This is a genomic window from Clostridium sp. CM042 (assembly GCF_055080995.1).
In genome coordinates this window covers 634,249-656,642 of the sequence record NZ_CM143646.1, presented here as the reverse complement: position 1 = coordinate 656,642, position 22,394 = coordinate 634,249, and the positions used below count along the sequence as shown (strand labels likewise).

General features: G+C 29.4%; 23 protein-coding genes. 14 read left to right on the top strand and 9 right to left on the bottom strand.

Translation table 11 applies throughout. The features are described from left to right. Nucleotides 1-44: 44 nt before the first annotated feature. Nucleotides 45-356 carry a hypothetical protein gene (locus ACWJJ7_RS03105; protein WP_462963886.1) on the top strand — a complete coding sequence of 104 codons (312 nt, stop codon included), beginning with the start codon at nucleotides 45-47 and terminating at the stop codon, nucleotides 354-356. Between the two features lie 206 nt (nucleotides 357-562). Here ACWJJ7_RS03105 and ACWJJ7_RS03100 read toward each other — a convergent pair whose 3' ends face one another. Beyond that, nucleotides 563-949, bottom strand: coding sequence for a hypothetical protein (locus tag ACWJJ7_RS03100; RefSeq protein ID WP_462963885.1), 387 nt, complete (start codon nucleotides 947-949; stop codon nucleotides 563-565). A 201-nt stretch (nucleotides 950-1,150) separates the two neighbouring features. On the opposite strand from ACWJJ7_RS03100, the gene ACWJJ7_RS03095 reads away from it, so the two are divergent. Beyond that, nucleotides 1,151-3,169, top strand: a complete 2,019-nt coding sequence (locus tag ACWJJ7_RS03095; RefSeq protein WP_462963884.1) for a YgiQ family radical SAM protein — start codon at nucleotides 1,151-1,153, stop codon at nucleotides 3,167-3,169. Between the two features lie 47 nt (nucleotides 3,170-3,216). On the opposite strand, the gene ACWJJ7_RS03090 is transcribed toward ACWJJ7_RS03095, so the two are convergent. Then, entirely contained in the window at nucleotides 3,217-3,405 is a 189-nt protein-coding gene (locus ACWJJ7_RS03090; protein ID WP_462963883.1) for a hypothetical protein, read from the bottom strand. A 288-nt stretch (nucleotides 3,406-3,693) separates the two neighbouring features. On the opposite strand from ACWJJ7_RS03090, the gene ACWJJ7_RS03085 reads away from it, so the two are divergent. Next, entirely contained in the window at nucleotides 3,694-4,173 is a 480-nt protein-coding gene (locus ACWJJ7_RS03085) for a PIN domain-containing protein (protein ID WP_462963882.1), read from the top strand. Nucleotides 4,174-4,240: 67 nt separating this feature from the next. On the opposite strand, the gene ACWJJ7_RS03080 is transcribed toward ACWJJ7_RS03085, so the two are convergent. Then, nucleotides 4,241-4,828 (bottom strand): protein kinase, encoded by a 588-nt coding sequence (locus tag ACWJJ7_RS03080; protein ID WP_462963881.1) that lies wholly within the window; start codon nucleotides 4,826-4,828, stop codon nucleotides 4,241-4,243. A gap of 229 nt (nucleotides 4,829-5,057) precedes the next feature. Between ACWJJ7_RS03080 and ACWJJ7_RS03075 the strand changes: the two genes are divergently transcribed. Next, nucleotides 5,058-6,056 carry a LacI family DNA-binding transcriptional regulator gene (locus ACWJJ7_RS03075; protein ID WP_462963880.1) on the top strand — a complete coding sequence of 333 codons (999 nt, stop codon included), beginning with the start codon at nucleotides 5,058-5,060 and terminating at the stop codon, nucleotides 6,054-6,056. A gap of 277 nt (nucleotides 6,057-6,333) precedes the next feature. Further along, nucleotides 6,334-8,226, top strand: a complete 1,893-nt coding sequence (gene pulA, locus ACWJJ7_RS03070) for a type I pullulanase (protein WP_462963879.1) — start codon at nucleotides 6,334-6,336, stop codon at nucleotides 8,224-8,226. Between the two features lie 172 nt (nucleotides 8,227-8,398). Here pulA and ACWJJ7_RS03065 read toward each other — a convergent pair whose 3' ends face one another. Continuing rightward, entirely contained in the window at nucleotides 8,399-8,581 is a 183-nt protein-coding gene (locus ACWJJ7_RS03065; protein ID WP_165412806.1) for a hypothetical protein, read from the bottom strand. A 679-nt stretch (nucleotides 8,582-9,260) separates the two neighbouring features. Then, nucleotides 9,261-9,476, bottom strand: a complete 216-nt coding sequence (locus ACWJJ7_RS03060; protein ID WP_462963878.1) for a YwbE family protein — start codon at nucleotides 9,474-9,476, stop codon at nucleotides 9,261-9,263. A gap of 249 nt (nucleotides 9,477-9,725) precedes the next feature. Between ACWJJ7_RS03060 and ACWJJ7_RS03055 the strand changes: the two genes are divergently transcribed. From ACWJJ7_RS03055 to ACWJJ7_RS03045, 3 genes are all read left to right on the top strand, one after another. Beyond that, a complete protein-coding gene (locus ACWJJ7_RS03055; RefSeq protein ID WP_462963877.1) occupies nucleotides 9,726-10,355 on the top strand; it encodes a hypothetical protein in 630 nt (209 codons plus the stop codon). A gap of 238 nt (nucleotides 10,356-10,593) precedes the next feature. Further along, nucleotides 10,594-10,752, top strand: coding sequence for a hypothetical protein (locus ACWJJ7_RS03050; RefSeq protein WP_462963876.1), 159 nt, complete (start codon nucleotides 10,594-10,596; stop codon nucleotides 10,750-10,752). Between the two features lie 314 nt (nucleotides 10,753-11,066). Further along, complete coding sequence (locus tag ACWJJ7_RS03045) at nucleotides 11,067-12,215, top strand: aminotransferase class V-fold PLP-dependent enzyme (RefSeq protein WP_462963875.1); 1,149 nt, start codon at nucleotides 11,067-11,069, stop codon at nucleotides 12,213-12,215. Between the two features lie 23 nt (nucleotides 12,216-12,238). Here the strand turns inward: ACWJJ7_RS03045 and ACWJJ7_RS03040 are convergent, their stop codons facing one another. The 3 genes from ACWJJ7_RS03040 to ACWJJ7_RS03030 all read right to left on the bottom strand — a co-directional run bounded on the left by ACWJJ7_RS03040 (nucleotide 12,239) and on the right by ACWJJ7_RS03030 (nucleotide 14,932). Continuing rightward, a complete protein-coding gene (locus ACWJJ7_RS03040; protein ID WP_462963874.1) occupies nucleotides 12,239-12,904 on the bottom strand; it encodes a DUF4489 domain-containing protein in 666 nt (221 codons plus the stop codon). 153 nt (nucleotides 12,905-13,057) lie between these two features. Continuing rightward, on the bottom strand, nucleotides 13,058-13,816 hold the full coding sequence (locus ACWJJ7_RS03035; RefSeq protein WP_462963873.1) for a hypothetical protein: 759 nt from the start codon (nucleotides 13,814-13,816) through the stop codon (nucleotides 13,058-13,060). A 342-nt stretch (nucleotides 13,817-14,158) separates the two neighbouring features. Next, nucleotides 14,159-14,932: a hypothetical protein gene (locus ACWJJ7_RS03030; RefSeq protein ID WP_462963872.1), complete on the bottom strand. Its 774-nt coding sequence runs from the start codon at nucleotides 14,930-14,932 to the stop codon at nucleotides 14,159-14,161. A 242-nt stretch (nucleotides 14,933-15,174) separates the two neighbouring features. Between ACWJJ7_RS03030 and ACWJJ7_RS03025 the strand changes: the two genes are divergently transcribed. The 4 genes from ACWJJ7_RS03025 (at nucleotide 15,175) to ACWJJ7_RS03010 (ending at nucleotide 19,678) form a co-directional block, all read left to right on the top strand. Then, the gene (locus ACWJJ7_RS03025; RefSeq protein WP_462963871.1) at nucleotides 15,175-16,710 is read left to right on the top strand and encodes a glycoside hydrolase family protein; all 1,536 of its coding nucleotides are present in this window, start codon (nucleotides 15,175-15,177) and stop codon (nucleotides 16,708-16,710) included. 107 nt (nucleotides 16,711-16,817) lie between these two features. Beyond that, entirely contained in the window at nucleotides 16,818-17,084 is a 267-nt protein-coding gene (locus ACWJJ7_RS03020) for a putative Se/S carrier-like protein (RefSeq protein WP_462963870.1), read from the top strand. Beyond that, nucleotides 17,044-18,699: a YncE family protein gene (locus ACWJJ7_RS03015; RefSeq protein ID WP_462963869.1), complete on the top strand. Its 1,656-nt coding sequence runs from the start codon at nucleotides 17,044-17,046 to the stop codon at nucleotides 18,697-18,699. Before ACWJJ7_RS03020 ends, ACWJJ7_RS03015 begins: the two co-directional genes overlap by 41 nt. Nucleotides 18,700-18,799: 100 nt before the next feature. Next, complete coding sequence (locus ACWJJ7_RS03010) at nucleotides 18,800-19,678, top strand: tRNA 2-thiocytidine biosynthesis TtcA family protein (protein ID WP_462963868.1); 879 nt, start codon at nucleotides 18,800-18,802, stop codon at nucleotides 19,676-19,678. Nucleotides 19,679-19,697: 19 nt separating this feature from the next. Here the strand turns inward: ACWJJ7_RS03010 and ACWJJ7_RS03005 are convergent, their stop codons facing one another. Then, complete coding sequence (locus ACWJJ7_RS03005) at nucleotides 19,698-19,970, bottom strand: hypothetical protein (RefSeq protein ID WP_462963867.1); 273 nt, start codon at nucleotides 19,968-19,970, stop codon at nucleotides 19,698-19,700. Between the two features lie 413 nt (nucleotides 19,971-20,383). Between ACWJJ7_RS03005 and ACWJJ7_RS03000 the strand changes: the two genes are divergently transcribed. Beyond that, nucleotides 20,384-21,754: a hypothetical protein gene (locus tag ACWJJ7_RS03000; protein ID WP_462963866.1), complete on the top strand. Its 1,371-nt coding sequence runs from the start codon at nucleotides 20,384-20,386 to the stop codon at nucleotides 21,752-21,754. Nucleotides 21,755-21,999: 245 nt separating this feature from the next. Next, nucleotides 22,000-22,338: an arsenate reductase family protein gene (locus tag ACWJJ7_RS02995; protein ID WP_462963865.1), complete on the top strand. Its 339-nt coding sequence runs from the start codon at nucleotides 22,000-22,002 to the stop codon at nucleotides 22,336-22,338. The last annotated feature ends 56 nt before the right edge of the window (nucleotides 22,339-22,394 follow it).

The following is a 22,394-nucleotide window of genomic DNA, read 5'->3' as shown; positions in this document are numbered from 1 at the left end:
ATGAACATACGCTTTAAAACAGAAATTACTAAGGAGTGGCTATGATGGAAATTCAAGATATAATTTCAGGAGATTTTTCTGCATATCCTGAAGAAACACAAATTTTTATGAAAGAATACACTGAAAAGCTACGAGAAAATATAAAAGAAGAATTAATAAAGGATATATCGTATAATATGCTTAAGGATATAGATAAAAGTAAAGATTATTTCATAAATGCTTTAACTGATATATTAGATAATGGATATAAGGGCTTTAGTAAATTGTCTACTCAGTCACTTATAGACGCATATTTAGAACGTAAAAATGAAGAGGACTTTTTTATTTTGTTAGAAAAAGTTAATGAACAAGTCTAATATTATAATCACTTTTAAATTTTCTATAAAACAAAAAATCCATTAAAATCTCAAGATTTTAATGGATTTTTTGTTTTAACGACATTTCAGAAGGAAAGTCTCCACTTCTACAAGTGGTGGTATAAATCTCCTTCTGAAGTCGTTAATATTGCAGTTACCCAGGAGATGATTTAATATGGATAGATTTTTATTTTCAAAACAGCACTTTAGTACTTAATTGATAATTCTCCACTCAAAATTGTATCTTTAGCTTGATTCCAAGTAGCTTCAATTAAAAGATTTACTTTTAAGCCTGTTTTATAATTAAATGAAATCTCTTTATCATGTGCCACATGATAATTTTCATAAACAACTAAATTTTTTCTTGCTTTATCTTTAATAATAATTGTCCATTCTCCATTTTTAGGCTGAGAAATTTTTGCGGTAATAGTTAAAGTTGACCAAAAAGCATTACTTACCCCAGTTTCATAAAAGCCTTTTCCATCATGAATATTTATTTTAAAGGCTTGCTGAATATTGCCACTGCTACCTGTTGCTGCTACTTCTGTTAATTCAATATTTTCATTTTTTATATTATTAATGAACTTTTTCATATATTTTCTCCTTTTTATTATTCTCATCGAATGTCAATTTTCTAAAATAAATTCATCATATTTTATTATACGTAGTTATATAAAAAATGTTATTAGTAATGTTATTTATTATTTTCAAAGAATTAAATCGTAAAGAATGATATAATTATATTTTAAATTATATATTGAGATTCACGATTAAAGCAAAAGAAGGTGGAAGTAATGAGTGATAATAAATATTTACCCATTAGCAAGAAAGATATTATAGATAGAGGTTGGACTGAGTTAGATTTTATTATAGTTACTGGTGATGCATATGTAGATCATCATAGTTTTGGAACTGCAATTATTTCAAGAGTTCTAGAAAGTGAAGGCTATAAAGTAGGAATAATAGCTCAACCTGATTGGAAGGATACAGAAGACTTTAAAAAATTAGGCAAACCAAGACTTGGATTCCTAGTTAATTCTGGGAATATGGATTCTATGGTTAATCATTATACAGTAAGTAAGAAAATAAGAGAAAAAGATATGTATTCTCCAGGCGCAAAGATGGGTCTAAGGCCTGACAGAGCAACAATAGTCTATTGCAATAGAGTAAGGGAAGCATATAAAAATGTTCCTATTGTTATTGGAGGAATAGAAGCAAGTTTAAGACGTTTTGCACATTACGATTATTGGAGTGACAAAGTAAGAAAATCTATGTTAATCGATAGTGGGGCAGATCTATTAATATATGGTATGGGAGAAAAACAAGTTGTTAAAATTGCAAAAGAATTAAATGAAGGTGTAGATATAAAATTCATTACACAAGTACCTGGCACATGTTATGTTGTAGATAATATTGAGGATATTGAGAATGTATGTGACTACATTGAAATAGACTCCTATAAAGAAGTATGCAGAGATAAAAAGAAATATGCAAAATCATTTAAAATACAATATGATGAACAGGACCCTATTAGGGGAAGGGCTATACTTCAAAAGCATAGTAATAAGTTTCTTGTACAAAACAAACCGGAAATGCCTCTTACTAGAGAGGAATTAGATACTGTTTATGGCCTTCCATATAAAAGAAATTATCATCCTATTTATGAAGATTTAGGTGGCATACCTGCTATAGAGGAGGTTAAATTCAGTTTAGTTAGTTCAAGGGGATGTTTTGGTAGCTGTGCTTTCTGTGCAATAACCTTTCATCAAGGTAGAATTGTACAAAGTAGAAGTGAAAATTCAATAATAGAAGAAGCAATACAAATTACAAAATTTAAGGATTTTAAAGGATATATTCATGATGTAGGTGGGCCTACCGCCAATTTTAGACAGCCTGCATGTGCTAAGCAATTGAAAGTAGGAGCTTGTATAGATAAGCAATGCTTACATCCTAGCCCATGTAAGAATTTAAATGTTGATCATATGGAGTATTTAAATTTACTACGATCGCTTCGAGCATTGCCAGATGTTAAAAAAGTTTTTGTGCGTTCAGGGTTGCGTTATGATTATATTATGGCAGATAAAAATGATACCTTTTTCAATGAACTTATTAAGTATCATGTCAGTGGACAGCTAAAAGTTGCCCCAGAGCATGTTTCTCATAAAGTTTTAAAATATATGGGTAAACCAGCGGGAAAAACTTATGATAAATTTATGGAAAAGTTTTATAAAGCTACTGAGAAAATAGGAAAAAAGCAATACATAATTCCTTATTTAATGTCTAGTCACCCAGGGGCTACACTTGATTCTGCAATAGAACTTGCAGAATACCTTAGAGATATTAATTATCAACCTGAACAGGTTCAAGATTTTTATCCAACCCCAGGAACACCGTCAACAACTATGTTTTATTCAGGACTTGATCCAAATACTCTTGAAGAAGTCCATATACCTAAAACCAAAAATGAAAAAGCTATGCAAAGGGCATTGCTTCAATATAAAGATCCTATGAAATACGATTTAGTATTATCAGCTTTAACAGAGGCTAATAGAGAAGACCTCATTGGTTATGAACCTAAGTGTTTAGTAAAACCAAGGGGTAAAAAAAATAAGGAACATTTAAGTAATTCAAACATAAAGTCAAAACAACAAAAGGGCAAGAACAATGGTGAAAATATAAAAATCAAAAGTAATGATAAACCTTTAGATAAAAATTTTAAAAAGAAAAGTAAGCCCCTAAGCAATCACGACAATCCAAATTATGGAACCAGACAAGATAACAAGAACAAGGCAAAGAACAAAAAAAGAAAATAGTGTGTTATAATAAATACCTACATCCACGTCGTGGATGTAGGTATTTATTACAACTCTGTTTTAACTATTTTACTTATACTTTCTTCTTCTACCAGTTCACTTTTACTGAAACCCTTTTTAAAATATCTGATTTGCTTATATTTAACTCCGTTCATTTCAAAATCTAAAACATCAATTCTGTCACCTTTATAAATAACAGCTTTTTTATTACCTTTTAAAAATACGTGTACTTCCATAGTTTTATTTATTAGCTGCAAAGCAGCTACTCCTTCCTATTTATTTTTGATTTACTAAGATTTTTGTTTAAGAATTCTTTAAAATTATATATTACTATCTAAATTATAATGCCATTATTTATATTTATCAAGTTGAAAGAAGCAAGAAATTTAATGGTTAACGACTTTCCTTCTTAAATGTCGTTAACCATTTAATTATTAATGAATATAATATAAATAGAACTAATGATTCAGATATCTTTTTATTAAAAATTCAATTTAGACTTACTTAGAAAAGGAGATAATACAATGATTTGTAAAGAGTATTTGTTGGATACTAATATAGTTATAAAAATGTGGAATAAATATCCTACCTTGCTTGATACTATTGAAAATATGAAATATATTAATTTTAAAATATCTGAAGATATAGCTGGAGAATTATCAGTGAAAGAGTATGTAAAATTCAATGAAGACTTTGTACTCTCTAATAAATTTTTAAAATTATTAGGACATATTATTACTAATAATGATCATACTTTTACTGAAGAGTGTGTAGGTCGTGATTTTATTAAATATGAGCAGAATAAAAATATATATTTAGTTAATGGAGATAAAATTTCTATAAATGACTATAGTTTAATTGATATTTGCAAGCAGAATAAAGACTACATCCTTGTGACGGATGATAAAAAACTAATTCGAAGCGCAAAAATTATATTAGATCCTTCAAGGGCAATAAACTTTCAAGAATTTTTAGATGAGTTAAGAGAATTAAATGTATTATAATAATACAATAGTATAAGAGGCTGCTCCTTTAGTGGATTACAGCCTCCTATACTATTTTGATGTTCACTTATTTAATATTTTCTTCTAAATACTGTTTGAATTTAAAATTCCACAACTCATAGATTTCAGGATTTTCATCACGAACCACTGATAAAAATTCATCAACTACACCTAAGTTGTTTAGGCCCTTCATTAGATGTCTGGGATAAATTACATTTTTAGAATAATTGTTTTTAGGATCGATTACATTAATCGAAAAATCATCCATTAAGTATAAATCTTTACACCTAATATCTAGTCTTTTAAATTTAAGCTTCTTAAATTCTAGAATAAGTTTGATTATGTTGAGTGATATTTTTTTGTTTAGACCATGCTTCTTGATATACTTATCTAGCCGCTCTCCACTTGCATAATCTCGTACAATGTAGTAGGCTCCATGTTCATAAACTTTAGGGAAGTATTTACTTCTTTTAGTTTTTATAAGAATATTATATTCATCCTCACAAACTTTCTTATCTTTAAAAATTTTAATTACTTTTTTGTCAGGAAGTAAATAAACTATTCCATTATGACCCGAACCTAAAAATTCTGATTTTCTAATCATTTTTTCAACTCTACTATTTAATTGGATATAATAATTTCCGTCCTCATTCATATTATCATCTTCTTTATAAGAGATATTACTATATTATATGATTAAGTCTTGTAAATATTTCCTACATATGGATAAAAAATTATATGTATTACATTAATAAAAATAAACTAACATATAGCTTAGTTATGTTAGTTTATTATGCTAGTTATACAAGCTAAACTTGATTAATATTATGTTTAATAATATAATGAGCATAGAATATTTTTAGAAATTAGGAAGTGAATTTTTCATGTCTGTAACTATAAAAGAAGTAGCTAAGCTAGCAAATGTATCGCCATCCACAGTTTCAAGAGTAATTGCGGATAATCCTAAAATTAGTGACGCCACAAAAGATAGGGTTTATAAAGCAATGAAGGAAATAAATTATCATCCTAATGCAATAGCTAGAAGCCTGGTTAGCAAAACAACAAAGACTATAGGACTTATTTTACCTAATACTGATGAAGATTTATTTGTTAATCCTTTTTTCATTCAAGTTATGAGAGGTATAAGTCATTATGCTCAAAAAAAAGGATATTATATTATGTATGCTTACAGCAGCAATGAGGATCAAGAAGTTGAATACATATCAAGTTTAATTAATAGTAGAAGGGTTGATGGGATTATTTTACCAACAGTAAGGAAGGATGACAAATGTGTTGCTTATTTAAAAGAAGCAGATTATCCTTTCGTAGTAATAGGTAAACCCGAAAGTACCGAAGGGGTTTTATGGGTTGATAATGATAACTTTAACGCCATGTACAGTGTTGTTAATTCTCTTATACAAAAGGGTGAGAGAAAAATTGCATTTATAGGAGGTCCGACTACGCTTAATGTAACCATAAATAGATTAGAAGGTTACAAGAGAGCGCTAGAAAATATTGGAGTGGAAATAGACGAAAATATGGTACAATTAGGAGAGTTTACAGAAATTAGTGGTTATAATGCTATGAAAAAAATTTTAAATAGCTCTACCCCTACAGCTGTTGTCACTACTGATGATTTAATTGCCTTTGGTGCATCCAAAGCTATAAGCGAAATGTCAGAGCGTCATATTTCAATTGTTGGATTTAATAACACGCCACTCTCAGCTTATAGAACTCCAGCACTATCTTCAGTTGATATTAATTCTGAAGAATTAGGCTATTTTGCAGTTAAGCTGTTAATAAACAAATTAGAAAATGAAAAAGGATCTATAGACAATTATATTATTGACACAAAATTAGTTGAAAGGGAATCAACTAAATAACTCTAGATTTTTAGGATTATTTTTCATTCATACTACATATTATAAAGTAAGAATCACTTACTCTTTTTTATATCTGTGCAAACGCGTGTCCATTTCATAAAAAGTCTAACAGCATTTTACAATGAAGTCCTTCACTTTTATATGTGGGTGTTTGTTACCCTAGAAAAAAGAAACTTCAGTGGGAGTATAAATCTCCTTCTGGAGTCGTCAATTCATCTTAAAGAAGATGAACAGCTCTGCAGGTGATGATTTAATGGATTTTTAAGGAGAGAGGTTGATGATGATAAAAGTATTAGAAAATCAAGAATTCACATACTATGGGAATGATTTAGGCGCAGTTTATACTATTGACTACACAACATTTAAAGTTTGGGCACCTACTGCTGAAAAACTTATAGTAATAGTGTATGAAACTCCCGATGATGACTTAGGACAAAAATATGAAATGACCAAAGAAGAAAAAGGAGTTTGGGAGTTTAAACTTAAGGGTGATTTTAAAAATAAATACTATAATTATTTAGTATCAAATGGTGGCGAGGAAAAGGAAACACCAGATATATATACTAAAGGATCAAGTGCCAATGGTGAAAGGGGTATGATTATTGATTTCCCTTCTTTAAATCCCCCTAATTGGGAAAATCATAAAAAACCTGTACCAATTAATAGAACTGAGGCAGTAATATACGAAATTCATGTTAGAGATTTTTCAGTATCAGAAGATTCCGGAATTAAAAATAAAGGAAAATATTTAGCATTTTCTGAAAAAAGCACCAAAACTTCTACGGGTGTTGTTACAGGCCTAGATCACCTTAAAGATTTAGGAATAACTCATGTTCATTTGATGCCTGTTTTTGATTTCAAAAGTGTGGATGAAACTAAGGGTGGCTATAATTGGGGATATGACCCTTATTTATATAATGTTCCAGAGGGTTCTTATGCTACGAATCCCTATGATGGTACTGTGCGAATTAGAGAGTTTAAGAGCATGGTTCAAACTTTGCATGAAAATGGCATCAGCGTAATTATGGACGTTGTATATAATCACACCTTTACAACAGGTAACTCACCAATGGACATCTTGGTGCCTGGCTATTATTATAGAACAGATAGCGAAGGAAACTATACTAATGGTTCAGGCTGTGGAAATGAAACAGCGTCAGAAAAACCAATGATGAGAAAATTTATAGTAGATAGTGTTAAATTCTGGGCCCGAGAATACAAGATAGATGGGTTTAGATTTGATTTAATGGCGCTTCATGACATTGATACAATGAAAGAAGTAGCATTGCAAGCAAAAATTATTAATCCAAATATTATTATTTATGGTGAACCATGGACAGGGGGAACATCATCATTACCATCTTCTATGCAGCTAAGAAAAGGTAGCCAAAAGGGTATGCAAGTATCTGTATATAATGATGCTCTAAGAAATGCAATTAAGGGAGATAATGATGGTATCCAATCAGGATTTGTAAATGGTGGAGTAGGCCTCGAGCTAGAAGTTAAAAAGGGGATTGTTGGTGGCATTAAATATAGCAATGAAATATATGATTTCTCGCAAGATCCTGGAGAAACAATAAACTATGTAAGTGCTCACGATAATTTATGCTTATATGATAAATTTGAAAAAAGCAATTCTAATAATACTCCTTTGGAAAGAGAAAAAATGAATAGATTGGCTTTATCTATAGTCCTTACATCTCAAGGAGTGCCTTTTATTCAAGGTGGAACAGAAATACTAAGGACCAAACAAGGAAATCATAATAGCTATAATTCTGCTGACGCTGTGAATGAAATACGATGGAGTAGAAAAGCTGATTTCTCAGAAACCTATGAATATATTAAGGGGTTAATCGCTTTAAGAAAAAGTCAAAAGGTTATGACCCTAGACAATGCAAGCGATGTAAGAAAATCCTTGGTATTCCTTGAGTCACCTTGTAACTGCGTGGCTTATGAATTAACTTCCCCATTCAAAGATGATTATAGTAAATTAATTATAATTCATAATGCTAATAAAGAAGAAATAAAAATAATTTTACCAGATACTAAAGAATGGACTATTATAGCAAACGAATATGAAGTTAATAAAACAGGGGTAAGTAGAGGCATTAAAACTTGTATTAATGAGGTACGTGTACCTTCTCTTTCTACCTATATATTATGTAAATAACCATTAAAAAGGCCACCTAAAGGTCGTCTTATTAGATAATGCGAAAAGTATCTAAGGTTGGAAAAAATATAATTAATATAGAAAAAACTGCATCCTTATAGAAATGCAGTTTTTTCTATTTTATTCCAATTCATATCAAGAATTATTCACTACTTTGATATATCAGTAAACCCTAAGGCTCTATCTCAATATAAGCTATTGCTTTTTTATTAAACAAATATTTTTTACCCATAGAATTAACTTCATGAGGCCTGGAGTTTTCAAAATTATAAAACCAACTTTTAAACAGATCACATTCAGATTGTTTTAAATCAAATAGTTCCGTATCACCACTAATAAAAGAAATCGTTAACATTATAAACACTCCTTTTTAATTACATTCTCTCTACTAACACATATTCTCTACTTAAAAGAAATTCCCTCTATTTATAGCATTATTTATTTTAAAACATTCATTAGAGATTAAGAATTTGAAAATACTCCTTAATATTACTTTAAAGTTAATAGTTATAAACCATATTTATATAAAAAAAAGAAACCTACACTAGAACGTCAATAGTGACAGATTTGCTTTTTTGTTGTTAGTCTAAACATTCTAAACATTCATTAATTACATCTTCTGTAATTTCAACTAGTTCATCTTTTCTCATATAAACACCTCCTTGCTATTCTATGAGATCATAAAATAAATATTAATTGCTTTGCTTCTTTAGTGTGATTTGAAATCCTACTATAACAAATTAGGATATGTTATAAGCGTTATCAGTACGTTATTCAACAAAATTTTAATAAGGGATTCATTAAGAAATTTCAGAGTGAAAAGGGTAAGAATTTAAGAATTGGAGTTTTAAAATTCATGTCTTCTCTTTTGCTAAGTGTTTAATGATCCGACTTTGCAATGTATTTACAGATGTTTTATTTCCACTACGTAACTTTATTATTATATATCATTTCGATTAGGAGTGCAAGAAGAATTTTAAATAAAAATTCAAAAGTCAATCTACAATAGTAAATTGACTTTAAACTATTAATTTTTATTTTGATATAATGGCTTGAACTCTTCCTACCTGTCCATCTTCTAGCATAACCTTTATACCTCTTGGGTGTACTGCAGAGTTGGTTAACAACCTTTTTACTACACCTCTTGTTAGTTTAGTTGTTCTTTGGTCTTTTTTTAATACAACATCTACTGTAATACCTATTGGTATATTATTTCTTTTTTGTCCTCTGTTATCACTTTGTATATTCATGAATTTGTAGTCTCCTTCATTAAAATTACTTTAAATCATATTTTGAATTTTTAGTAAAGATCTTATTTTTGTAAACTTTATATACAAATAATACTCTAATTACCGTTGTCTTGTCAAAATATATTTCAACTCGTTAATTCCTCTATGATTAGAAAATACAAACTAAAAGTATAGAATTGTAGACGAATAAAATAAATTTGTAAGGAAACTATATTATAGAAAATACTTTTTTAAAAAGGAGAAATTGGAATGCTAAAATCTTTGCTATTCATACCTGCTAATCTTATAAATCCAATTATATCCTCTGTTTCCATTATAATTGGTGCTATTTTAGGTGGAGTTTTCAGTTGGTTCATAAATAAACATTCTACTAATATTGAAATTGAGAGGGAAAGCAAAATTGAAAAAGCTAATGAAGATCATCAGAAACAAACTAAATGTTTAAGGCTCAGTGAATATGCCGCTATTATACAATTAGATATATGCACCACTTTATTCCAAAGTTTAAGAATGTTAAAAGAAATTGATGGTAGGAATAAAATTAGTATTTATCCTATACCTATGAACTTTAAATATGCTGAAGCTATTGTAGCTTTAGATAAAATTTTCAGTTTAAAAGAAATGAGTTATCTTTATCAATTATATGGAATTATAGAAAAATTAAATAATGATACAAAAGGGTATCATTGTGATGAAATACATCATATTTTAATAAAAGGAGATTTTGAGATGTTTATTAAAAAACTTTACGGAAACAATTTCTCAAAAGCATTAGCCTTTGATATCGATAAAGCAACCTATGAAAATTTGTATGATAATGAAATTATAAAACCAGGATATAAAAATGTACTAATTAAGTTAAACAGAATTACTTATTAATTGCTATGTATATGAAAATCTAAAAATATTTTACAGACTAAATGGCATTTTAATAAAAAAGTACTGTTATCTTTCAATATTATATTGAATTTTTACAACAATTGAGATAAACTGATTAGTAGGGAAAACAACAAGTTGAGTTTGAGTGTAGAAAATAAAAATATAGAGATTATAAATTGAAACATAAATTCTATAGTATCTAACATTCTTTGATTTGATGCCAAAGGAGGAAAAATTTATGTCAAATAATAATATTGAAATGATGAAGAAAATTATCGAGGAAAAGAAAAAGAGAAGTTCTGAACAAAGTGGTCTTTCAAGAGCTGATAAAGTAATCGGGAAATCAAAAAAAGCAGCAAGGAGCACAAAAAAAACTGGTGGTTTATTTGATAAATAGGATTATATTATTAATGGGACCTTGTTTCAATAATATATTTATACGATAATACTAAAATTAAATTAATAATGGTTAAAATAAATGAGCTCTTATTTTTAGAGGCTCATTTTTTGTGTTATTATTTTAACGATATTTCAGAAGGAAGTCTCCCACTTCTATAAGTGGGAGTATAAATCTCCTTCTGAAGTCGTTAATACTTCAGCTCCGCAGGAAATAGGTAAAAAAATTAACAATTTATTAAGCATACTATTAAGTATATCAAAATATTTATACTATATAAAGAATAAAACGCTATATTCAAAATAGGAGGATTTATGATATATCTTGATAATGCTGCCACTAGTTTTCCAAAGCCAGTGGGAGTCTATTCCGAAGTTTTAAGATGCATGGAAAATTATGCTGCAAATCCCGGTAGAGGTTCTCATGATATGGCAATCGAGGCTTCATCTAAAATTATGGATACCAGACAAGAGCTAAGTGAATTTTTCAACATCCCTAATTTATTAAATATTATTTTTACATGTAATGCTACCCAGGCGCTGAATATAGGGATAAAAGGAATCTTAAAGCCAGGAGATCATGTTATTAGCTCGATAATTGAACATAACTCAGTTCTTAGACCATTAAATTATCTAAGTGGAAAAGGAATAACATTTACTCTTATTGGTGTAGATGAAAATGGATATTTGAATATTAATAATCTAAAAAAGAAGATACGTAGAAATACCAGAGCAATAATAATAAACCATACTTCCAATGTATTAGGAACAGTTCAAGATATAAGATCAATAGGGGAGCTTGCTAAAGGATTAGGTATAATATTCATGGTTGATGCGTCTCAAAGCGCTGGTATTATACCAATAGATGTAGCATGCGACAATATTGATTTATTAGCTTTTCCGGGTCATAAGGGATTATATGGTCCCCAGGGAACAGGGTGCTTATATATAAGAGAAGAGATAGAGCTTGATTCGTTTATTCAAGGAGGAACTGGAAGTGAGTCCTTTTCTATGAAACAGCCTTACTTTTTACCTGATAGATTTGAAAGTGGAACCTTAAATACGCCAGGAATAGCAGGATTATGTGAGGGTATAAAGTTTGTTAGAAAAGTTGGAATAGAAAATATAAGAAAACATGAAATAATGCTCGTAGAATATTTAGTAGAAGAATTAAGTAAATTATCTTATGTTAAAATTTATGGAGGATGCGATTATAAAAACAGAGGAGCTGTAGTTTCTTTGGCTATAGACAATATTGATGTTTCTGAAGTGGGATATTTCTTAAATAAAAAAGGAATAGCTGTGAGAACCGGGTTTCACTGTGCACCACTAATACATGATATACTTGGCACAAATCGTAAAGGCACAGTTAGAATAAGTCCAGGATATTTTAATAATTTAGAAGATATTGAAAAACTCATTAAAGCTTTAAAAGATATACATGAAAAAAGGCCCTTTTTATAGAGCCTTTTTTATCTGTTATAGTACTAGCAGCAATGACGTTTGTTTTCTGCTACTAAAACTGAAAGTGTTGGATTGTTAAAAGTGACGCTTGCTGGCTTATGATCATCACCAGGTGTGCCCGTAGTAGTTGACTGTACAAAATAGGTGCAGCATTCAGAATCACAATCACAATCACAATCACAATCACAAACGATAAAAGTAACAATATCATGCTTCATTAATTGGAAATCGTCTGAAGGATTTGATAAATCAAATATCCATTCAGGTCCAACTTCGGTTGCAACTCTATCACGTCTACAAAGCTTAAATAGTTGGAATCTAACAGTTACACTTGCCATTTTTTTATCATTACCTTCATCATCTGCTTTTGGTAGTGTAGAAAATATATTGGTTGAAAATTCAAACTTAAAGCATGGATTACAAAATTTTTCAGTATTTAAGCTAAGAGTAGCAAGTCGTTTAGTAACTTCATCATCTGTTGCTGCTGCCACTGATGCTGCGGTCCCAGGCTTACACTTTAATAAAATTTCAGCTTCATTTTCTCTTTCTCTATCTCTGTCTACGTCTCTTTTACAACATTCCTCTTTTTCTCTATCTCTGTCTCTTTTACAACAACCCTCATTTTCTCTGTCTCTTTTAAAGCAATCCTCTTTCTCATCTTGACAATGACATTTTGACATTGAATTCATATATTAATTCCTCCTAAATTTTAATTCGTTATATATAGTAAAAGAATTCTAAATGTACTGTTTACAAAGTCGGATATCTTAGAATTCTCATACTATAATATATGAGATAGGCCTATAAATGTTCTAATTATTCGTAATTTTTCTAGAATTTACTTACTCATCATCTTCACATTCATCATCAAATAAAGGTCTAAGCTTTTGATCTGGGAAGAATTTTGGAACTGGTGCGCGATCAAATTTTTCACAAGCATCTTCTTCACATTCCTCTTCACATTGACAAGGTACAGGACAATAACCATATGCAGGAATTAATAATTGAACAATTAGTTCACATTTTACAATAAGATGGAATCCTAAAGTTATATCTAAAAAACTATGACAATCGTCAGCTTTACAGAAAACTCCATCTAAGCATTCTGCCACCAATTCTAGTTTTATAATTTCAGAATCAAGATCCTCGGATTTACCAGGCATAAAGCTAGCAGAGATTTGTGCTATTGAATCTGGGCAATATAGTTTTGATATAACCTCTGTACGATTAATTTCAAAAAACTCGCATTTAGTCTCTCCGTTACAATTTATAAAATCTGCATAAAATGAAATTCTAAAACAAATAATCACCTTTTTGTAACTAGGATTTTTCTTTAGTGGGATTTTCTCTACTGATATAAGCTTAAGTTGAAAATCCCTGCATCCTGTAAATACTTTTGGGTTATCAAGGGCGTCACTTCTTAATTCTTCATCTGTATCTACCGTATCTTGTCCGCAAGCATAAACTAAACATCTTTTAATTAGGCACTGGTCAAAAACTTTTGGAACTTCAACACAAACTAGTTCTGATGGATCAGGAAGGTGCCCTTGTTTGTTAATAATACCAGGTCTTGCAATAAACTCTTCACGAGTAATAGCCATAAATTATCCTCCTTTTATGTTAAGCGATACACGTTTAATTCGTGTTCTCTATATTATATTATGCAGTTGCCTATAAGTTGTGATTAATATATTTTTCAATTAAAATAAATAGTTTTTAAATGTTACTTTAAATTTATATATGGAGATTTAGTACTAAATGAATTAAAAAAAGCATCCTTTTATAGAGCCTTTTTATCTATTACAGTACTAGTAGCAACGACGTTGGGTTTGTACTACTATAGCTGAAAGTATTGCATTTTTAGTTGAGCACCAACTGTATAATCAATATCAAGCCTCAGTACCATCTACCATTTGTACTGAAGTTTGATTTGTAAATTCACCTTATTTATCAGATTCACTTTCATTACATTCACAGTCATTATCAAACAAAGGTCCAAGATTTTGATCTGGGAAGAATTTTGGAACTGGTGCACGATCAAATTTTTCGCAAGGGTTTTCTTCAAAGTCTTCTTCACATTCCTCAGGGACTGGGCAATAACCATAAACAGGAATTAATAGTTGAACCATTAGTTCACATTTTACAATAAGATGAAACCCTAAAGTGATATCTAAAACACTTTCGCAACAATCATTTTCACAGAAAACTCCATCTAAACATTCTGCTACCAATTCAAGTTTTACAATTTCAGAATCAAAATCCTCTGATAAGCCAGACACAAAGCTAGCAGATATTTGTGCTATTGAATCTGGACAATATAGTTTCGATATAACTTCTGTACGATTAATTTCATAAAACTCACATTTTGTCTCTCCATTACAATTTATAAAATCTGCATAAAATGAAATAACAAAACAAATTATTACTTTTTTATAACTATGATTTTTATTAAGTGGAATTTTCTCTACTGAAATAAGCTTTAACTCAAAATCCCTACACCCCGTGAATGTTTTGGGATTATCAAGAATGCCACTTCTTAAGTCAGCATCTGTATCTAGCGTATCTGGTCCGCAATCATAACCTAAGCATCTTTTAATCAGGCACTGGTCAAAAACTTTTGGAATTTCAACGCAAACCAGCTCAGCTGGATCGGGAAGGTGTCCTTGTCTGTTAACAACACCAGGTCTTGGAATAAACTCATCACGAGTAATAGCCATAAATTATCCTCCTTTTATGTCAATGGATACACCTCTAATGCGTGTTCTCGATAATATTGTATGCAGGTATCTACAAGGTGTGATTGGTATACTTGTTTAGTAATACAAATAGTGCCTAAGTGTTAATTTAAAATTATCTAATACTATATTATGCAAATACTTTATATATGGCCTCTAATATTAATTTTTAGGTCATATATTACTTTGGAATAAAATATAATTTCTATAAGGAGATGAGTAATATGAGAATATGTAGTCCATGTTTATTTTATGATAGTGAAGATCATATATGGAGATTCTATGTAAATGATGATAGGGATTTAATGTACAGTATTATGTATGATGAAGATAAATGGACTAAAGAAACCAAAATTGACAATGAAGTTTTTGATTTCACCGTTAATTTTGATATAGATAACAAAATTTACATTATATATAGTGTTGGAGCTAGCGATCTTAAGTATTGTGTTTGGGAACAAAATAAATGGTTTGGAAAAACCATTTATAGTTTTGAAAATGAAGGCTATGAGATGACTGAATTAAATGTTATTACAATTGGTGAACAAACTCATATATTTTTCATTGGCAAAAATAGCATAAAGAAAATCCAATGTTCTTTAATGCATTTGTGCTTAAATAAAAATAAAAGTTTATTTAATACAATAGATAACATACCATTTCTAAAAGAAGTTTTATGCCATTATCAGGTACAGTATTCAGAAAATGGAGGTTTATCCATAATATTTATCAAGCATGAAAAAAATGAAATAGTAATTAATTTCACAGAATACAAAAACAGTAACTGGAGTATTCCAAGAAGATTATATGGTATTATCGGTAATAGCATTAATTTTTGCACATTATTATATTTAAATAAAATAAATATAATGAATCTGTCTAAAGAGGGCTCTTTGCATTTTATAGAACATGTATTAATTGAACCTGATGGAAAAATGAAAAGCTATAAAATTCATGAAAGTTTCGATAAGCCAACCAATCTATTACTAGTTGAAATTAGTGGAGTCCTTTGGGCAATATGGACTGAAGGCAAAAACATTCTAACTTCTTCATATAAAAATCAATGGAGCGAACCAAATAAAGAGTATACCAAATTAAACAATGAAATTTTACTATATAAATTTTTATCTTTAAGTAAAAAGCATAGTAATATAAAGTGTAAATATATGCTAGGAACTAATTCTCCAGAAATAAATTTATTATTACCTCAATACAAAGATAATGACTATAGAGATGACTTTCCAGAACTAAATAAAGTAGCTCCTGAAACTAAATTAGATTCTGATATGCAAAAAAACAAACTAGATATTCAAGAAGAGATTTTAGTTCTAAAAAATATTAACAAAGATTTAGAAAAAAAACTAATAGATTTACAAATAAAATATCAGCAAAAACTAAGAATTCTAGCGGAATCAGATAATAATTTCTTTAAGATTTCAAATGCAAAGAAAAAAGCTGAAGAGAAATTGAAAATAATAGCTGAAATACACCAAACTTCTATAAAAAAATTAGAAGTAATGAAAATCGAAAAAACATCTACGGATGTAGTTATAAATGAATTAAAGAATAAATCAGAACAACTTACTAATGAATACGAAGGATTGAAAAAACAGAAAATGTTCAAAGATATTGTTGTAAATGAATTGAACAATAAACTAGAGCGAATAACTAGTGAAAAAGAAGGTCTGAAACAAGAACTAAATTATGAAAAAAACATAGGAATTGTAGATAGAATTTTAAAAAAGAGACCGGTCAGATAGATATCACATCAATAACATATTTTCATATTATGGAGTAGTCTACTAGTTTATCTATTATACAAATTGATTTATAAACTTGATTAGCTATAAGGGAGATGTTCAAAGCTATGAAAGTAGAAGAAAGTGAATATTTAGTTGTTTACCCAGGTCATAATGTTGCAACACTTTTGTACCAAAGACTTCTAAAGAAATCTTGCAAGGTTGAATTAGTATCAACCCCAACAATAATATCCTATGGTTGCAGTCAATCCATTAAATTTAAAGAAGTCTATATGAATATTGTTAGTGACGAAATTCGAAAGATTAGTATAAAAGCAAAAGGTGTGTACAAAATTGTTAAAAAAGGAAAATTTGCTAGCTACGAAAGGGTCTAGTTCATATCCGCAGAAATTATTAGGATTTGGGATTTCCAAATCCTTTATTGACATATTCTCTATTGTTAAAGCATATTTTCTATTAATAAGTATAAAGGATGTGATTGAAATAGCTGAAAGTATTAGAAAAAGTTTTTATTTTGTTTCAAATGTTAAAACTGGAACCTTAACTATAATTGATGGTCTTTGCAACACGATATTAAAAGAAATAGCTGTAGGAAAAAGTCCATTTAAATTAGCCTTGAAAGATAATAAAACCATTGGCGTTGCTTGTGATATGAGTAATACTATCTCATTTGTTAACTGTATTACTGGTGAAATAAAAGAAAGCATAATCCCTAATAATGGTAATCTTCAAATTGATACCATAAACAAAAAAATATATGTTTCAAATACTTCTGAAGTCACTATATATGATATAAATTTAGAAAATCTACTAGGTCGCATTAAAGGATTATCAGCAATTATTGATTTAAGACTTAACGAAGAAGGGTCTAAGCTATATGTATTAGATACATTACTAAAGGAATTAAAAATTTATAGTACAGAAAGTTATAGCCTTATACATTCATTTAAAAACCTAGGTATAAATCCAACCTATCTTTTAATATCCGACGATGATAAAACTGCTTACATTTCAATGCGAAATTATATATTAAAAATAGATATTAACTCAGAAAAAGTTACTAATTTAATTTTACCTGAAGGATCCTTAATTGCTGGAATGATATTAAAAGACGCTACCTTATATGCATCAAATTTTGGACTAAACAGAATAGAGTTAATAAATATTCATACTAATGAAGCATATGATTTTATTATTACCTCGAAACCTGAACCTACTAGACTTTTTATAACTGATGACAATACTAAGCTCTTGGTAGCTAACAGAAACCGTGAAAATCATGGCGGGATTGATATAATAGATTTAAAATCAAATTCTGTAATTGGTTCAATTCTGATGAACACACTTAATAGCCAACCGTATGATGTTATTTCACTGAGACTTCCTTATACATATGTCCCACCAGCTGCAATAACTAATTTACAACCAGGAAATCAGATAATAACCATTATAGTAAAAAAAATATTTGCGTCATACAATGAAAATCTTAATTTTCCTATAATAAATATAAATTTACCTAAAGGTATAACCGGTTCTTATATTTTCGAAAAAATAAAATTTGAACCTGGTATTATTGTAGAGCATTCCGAATTCAGGAGCCGCTTATCTACAACATCTGGCTTTTCAAGTATTAAATTTATTGAAAGAATTAATTATATAATTGATTATCTTGAAGACAACAAAAATAACAGTATAAATGGATTTTTTGAAAAACCTATAGATGTTTTTTTAGATATTCCCAAAGAACGTGAATTAAATGAATTTCAACTCAATATTAAAACAACTACTGAACTTACAGATACTCCAAAAATTCTTAATAATGTTATTAGCTTTGGTGTCACTACTTTGATGGAGTTAAATATAATAGGTGATGATGAAATATATCTTATTAATTCGAAAGAAAACACAGATAATGTTGGAGAGCACTTCGAAGCATTCGATGGTTTTAATGGTTCCATTTTCCCTGATGATAAAATTTTTCCTTTCTAGATAGAATTTTATATTAATGTGTATTGGCGTGTATTACTTTGCAAAGACAAACCACTCTTTACTATGTTATAATATTCTAATGTACAGAAGGGGTGATTTTATGAGTAGTATTGCAGGAGAAGGTTGTGAAATATTAGTTCCATTTAATGAAAGAAAACCACTAGCAGAAATAGAACGTAGTCTTATTACAACCTTTAGAAAGCCTATTTGGAGAAAATTCATTAAGGCTATAATAGATTATAATTTAGTTTGCGAGGGTGATAAAATTGCTGTAGCTATCTCTGGAGGTAAGGATAGCCTAATAATGTCTAAATTATTTCAAGAGTTACAACTTCACGGTAAATTTAAGTTTGAATTAGAGTATATTGCTATGGACCCTGGTTACCATAAAAATATAAAAGAACTATTAATTGATAATTGTAAACATCTAAATATTCCTGTGAAAATTTTTGAGTCAAAAGTTTTTGATATAATTGATAGCATAGCTAAAGATTATCCTTGTTATATGTGTGCAAAAATGCGAAGAGGTGCATTATATGCAAAGGCAAAAGAGTTAGGTTGTAATAAACTCGCCCTTGGCCACCATTTTAATGACGTAGTCGAAACCACTATGTTAAATGTTCTTTATTCAGGAAATTTTAAGACTATGCTTCCAAAATTAAAAGCACAAAATTTCGAGGGTATGGAATTAATTCGTCCTCTTTATTATATTGAAGAACAATATATTGAGGATTTTACTCAAAACAGTGGTATTTGGCCACTAAATTGTGCATGCATGGTGGCAGCTAAAAAGATAGGCAATAAACGTCATGAAATTAAAGATTTAGTTAAAGGGCTAAAGAAGAATTTTAGCGGTGCTGATAAATCTATTTTTAGAGCCGCACAAAATGTTAATATGGATTCTATCTTAGGTTGGCAAAAAAACGGTGAGAATTATTCGTATTTAGACTTTTATGATAAAGATGAAGATGAAGATTAAAAAATAGTGCTTATTGGCACTATTTTTCAGTTGGTTTTAATTCTTCTATCATAAATTTATCAAAGTAAATTTCCTCTATAAAATTATTTTCATCAAAGGCAGTTTTATGTCTTTTATTGTATTCATTAATATTAGATTTTAGCCAGTACGGTGTTGAAATATCAAATTTGTAACATAACTCTGATATGCACGCTTTTAGATTTTCTTGGTAATTATCTTCTAACTTCGACATTGACACTTCATCCTCAATAATTCTATTATCTTTGATTAATTTACCCCAGATTTTTAACATCTTTTCCTCCTTGATTAACTTTGCATATAGATAACAGCTGTTATCTATTATCCTCTTGGTTTAGAAAATATAATATGATTGAATGTCCCTTAGAGTCGAATATTTTTTTGCTAATCACAAGTTTATCATAAATGAAAGTTAAAGTCATGTAATATGTTATGTCCATAAAAATAAATAGCAATACAGTATGCTAGCCAATTTATATTTATGTGCCTCAATAATATGCTGCATATTTTTTATTTTAATTGAAAACAGTAAAAATTGATTATTTTCTTTAAATATTGCATATACTCAATTTAATGTATTTTAAAAAAATAATTAGTCAGCGCGTTTCGATTATTAAAATACTTAATCAAATCAATATACAAATATTTGTATGTATTGTGAATAATACATAGGAGGGATAAAAACATATGATAAATTTAAGTGTAATTCATTATGCATATATAATCATTATTCTAATAATAACAGTTATAATTACACTTAAAAAAGATGTAATACTTCCATGTATTTTAGGCATTGGCGTAATAGGTTATATTTTTACAGGTGATGTTCTAAGTGCTGTTCAGATTATATATAAGGCAGTAGTAGTATCGGGTAAAGAATTTATTGAAATAGTTGTAGTTATTGCATTAGTTAATTCAATGTCTAGTTCATTACATGACCTGGGTGCAGATGAACTAATTATAAAACCTATAAGGAAATTAATGATAAATAAAACTATGTCATTTTTTGTTCTAGGAGTTACTGTTACTGTGACCTCATGGTTTATTTGGCCAACACCTGCTATAGTTTTTATAGGTGCTTTAATGGTGCCTGCGGCAATAGAATCTGGATTGCCACCTGTATGGTCCGCAGTAGTTTTATGTTTATTCGGAAATGGGGTTGCTTTATCAAGCGATTTTGTTCTTCAAGCAGCACCATCAATAACCGCTAAGACTGCAAACTTGCCTAATGCATTAGGAATTATAAAAGAATGCCTTCCCTTTTGGGGTATAATGAGTATAGTTACTATAACTTTAGCATTTATACTTATGAAAAAAGATAAAACCTCTGCAATTATGGTTGATGCAACAATAATTGAAACTAAAAAATCAATACAAAATCATTCAATAGGAATAAAAATAATGGCAATAGTTACCCCTTTAGCATTTATAGTAGATATTATATTCATAAAAAAATTCAACTTCATAGGTTCAGACTCTACAGCTCTAATAGGCGGTACAGCAGCAGTAATAATGATAATTTCATCTATAATTAATACTGATTTTAAAACATCATTAGGGGAGGTTACTAAATATATTAAAAGCGGTTTTACTTTTGGTATAAACATATTTGCACCAATTATAATTATTGGTGCTTTCTTTTTTCTAGGAAGTGAAAGTACCGCAGTTGATATACTTGGTAATGGAGCTAGCGGCCTTCTAAGTGACATAGGAATATATGCTGCAAGCAGGATACCATTATCTAAATACTCTGTTATAGGTATACAAACAGCGGTAAGCACTCTTCTTGGACTTAGCGGTTCAGGTTTCGCAGGTCTACCGCTCGTAGGCACTTTAGCTAACACCTTTTCAAATACTATTAATATAGACAAGGAAAAGGTTGCGGCATTTGGTCAAATAATTACCATATGGATAGGTGGAGGAACTATAATTCCTTGGAGTGTAGTTGCTGCAGCCGGAATATGTAAGGTTGAACCCTTTGACGTAGCTAGAAAAAATGTTATTCCTGTTATTTGTGGAATAGTTGCTACTGTGCTACTAGCTATGATAATATTATAGCTTAACGACATTTCAGAAGGAAAGTCTCCCTCTTCTATAAGTGGGGGGATAACAATTGATAATTGTTATCTGCTTCAGCGGCCTACAAATGGGTTATGCTATAACAAAGAGTAAACTTCAGCGGGAGTACAAATTACCTTCTGAAGTCGTTAATGCATCTTCTTCGAAGCTGTGCAGCACCGCAGGTGATGATTTAATCATCTAAATAATAAATAGAATAATATATTTTAAGGAGATTTTTAAAAATGAATATTCAATGTTTTGGAAGAAAAAAGTGTTTTAACACACAAAAGACTGAGCGATACTTTAAGGAAAGAAATATAAAATATCAATTTATAGATTTAAATATTAAAGGACTAAGTAATGGTGAATTACAAAGTGTGAAGCATTCTGTAGGATTAAACAATTTAATTAACACAAAAGCAAAGGATTATAAAAAATTAAATTTGCAGCAAATTAGAGGTGAGGAGACCAAAGAAGAAATCTTATTAAAAAATCCGCAACTTCTTAATACCCCTATAGTCCGTAATGGAAAAGAGGCCACTGTGGGCTATGTACCAGAGATATGGACAACCTGGGAATAATAATATTAAATATGTATTTTAGAAGATATCATTAGACTATCTCCTAAAATGCTACA

Bases quoted from the DNA above. Each gene is read 5' to 3' on its own strand.
- ACWJJ7_RS03105 (WP_462963886.1), top strand. From the start codon at position 45: ATGGAAATTCAAGATATAATTTCAGGAGATTTTTCTGCATATCCTGAA.
- ACWJJ7_RS03100 (WP_462963885.1), bottom strand. From the start codon at position 949: ATGAAAAAGTTCATTAATAATATAAAAAATGAAAATATTGAATTAACA.
- ACWJJ7_RS03095 (WP_462963884.1), top strand. From the start codon at position 1,151: ATGAGTGATAATAAATATTTACCCATTAGCAAGAAAGATATTATAGAT.
- ACWJJ7_RS03090 (WP_462963883.1), bottom strand. From the start codon at position 3,405: ATGGAAGTACACGTATTTTTAAAAGGTAATAAAAAAGCTGTTATTTAT.
- ACWJJ7_RS03085 (WP_462963882.1), top strand. From the start codon at position 3,694: ATGATTTGTAAAGAGTATTTGTTGGATACTAATATAGTTATAAAAATG.
- ACWJJ7_RS03080 (WP_462963881.1), bottom strand. From the start codon at position 4,828: ATGAATGAGGACGGAAATTATTATATCCAATTAAATAGTAGAGTTGAA.
- ACWJJ7_RS03075 (WP_462963880.1), top strand. From the start codon at position 5,058: ATGTCTGTAACTATAAAAGAAGTAGCTAAGCTAGCAAATGTATCGCCA.
- pulA (WP_462963879.1), top strand. From the start codon at position 6,334: ATGATGATAAAAGTATTAGAAAATCAAGAATTCACATACTATGGGAAT.
- ACWJJ7_RS03065 (WP_165412806.1), bottom strand. From the start codon at position 8,581: ATGTTAACGATTTCTTTTATTAGTGGTGATACGGAACTATTTGATTTA.
- ACWJJ7_RS03060 (WP_462963878.1), bottom strand. From the start codon at position 9,476: ATGAATATACAAAGTGATAACAGAGGACAAAAAAGAAATAATATACCA.
- ACWJJ7_RS03055 (WP_462963877.1), top strand. From the start codon at position 9,726: ATGCTAAAATCTTTGCTATTCATACCTGCTAATCTTATAAATCCAATT.
- ACWJJ7_RS03050 (WP_462963876.1), top strand. From the start codon at position 10,594: ATGTCAAATAATAATATTGAAATGATGAAGAAAATTATCGAGGAAAAG.
- ACWJJ7_RS03045 (WP_462963875.1), top strand. From the start codon at position 11,067: ATGATATATCTTGATAATGCTGCCACTAGTTTTCCAAAGCCAGTGGGA.
- ACWJJ7_RS03040 (WP_462963874.1), bottom strand. From the start codon at position 12,904: ATGAATTCAATGTCAAAATGTCATTGTCAAGATGAGAAAGAGGATTGC.
- ACWJJ7_RS03035 (WP_462963873.1), bottom strand. From the start codon at position 13,816: ATGGCTATTACTCGTGAAGAGTTTATTGCAAGACCTGGTATTATTAAC.
- ACWJJ7_RS03030 (WP_462963872.1), bottom strand. From the start codon at position 14,932: ATGGCTATTACTCGTGATGAGTTTATTCCAAGACCTGGTGTTGTTAAC.
- ACWJJ7_RS03025 (WP_462963871.1), top strand. From the start codon at position 15,175: ATGAGAATATGTAGTCCATGTTTATTTTATGATAGTGAAGATCATATA.
- ACWJJ7_RS03020 (WP_462963870.1), top strand. From the start codon at position 16,818: ATGAAAGTAGAAGAAAGTGAATATTTAGTTGTTTACCCAGGTCATAAT.
- ACWJJ7_RS03010 (WP_462963868.1), top strand. From the start codon at position 18,800: ATGAGTAGTATTGCAGGAGAAGGTTGTGAAATATTAGTTCCATTTAAT.
- ACWJJ7_RS03005 (WP_462963867.1), bottom strand. From the start codon at position 19,970: ATGTTAAAAATCTGGGGTAAATTAATCAAAGATAATAGAATTATTGAG.
- ACWJJ7_RS03000 (WP_462963866.1), top strand. From the start codon at position 20,384: ATGATAAATTTAAGTGTAATTCATTATGCATATATAATCATTATTCTA.
- ACWJJ7_RS02995 (WP_462963865.1), top strand. From the start codon at position 22,000: ATGAATATTCAATGTTTTGGAAGAAAAAAGTGTTTTAACACACAAAAG.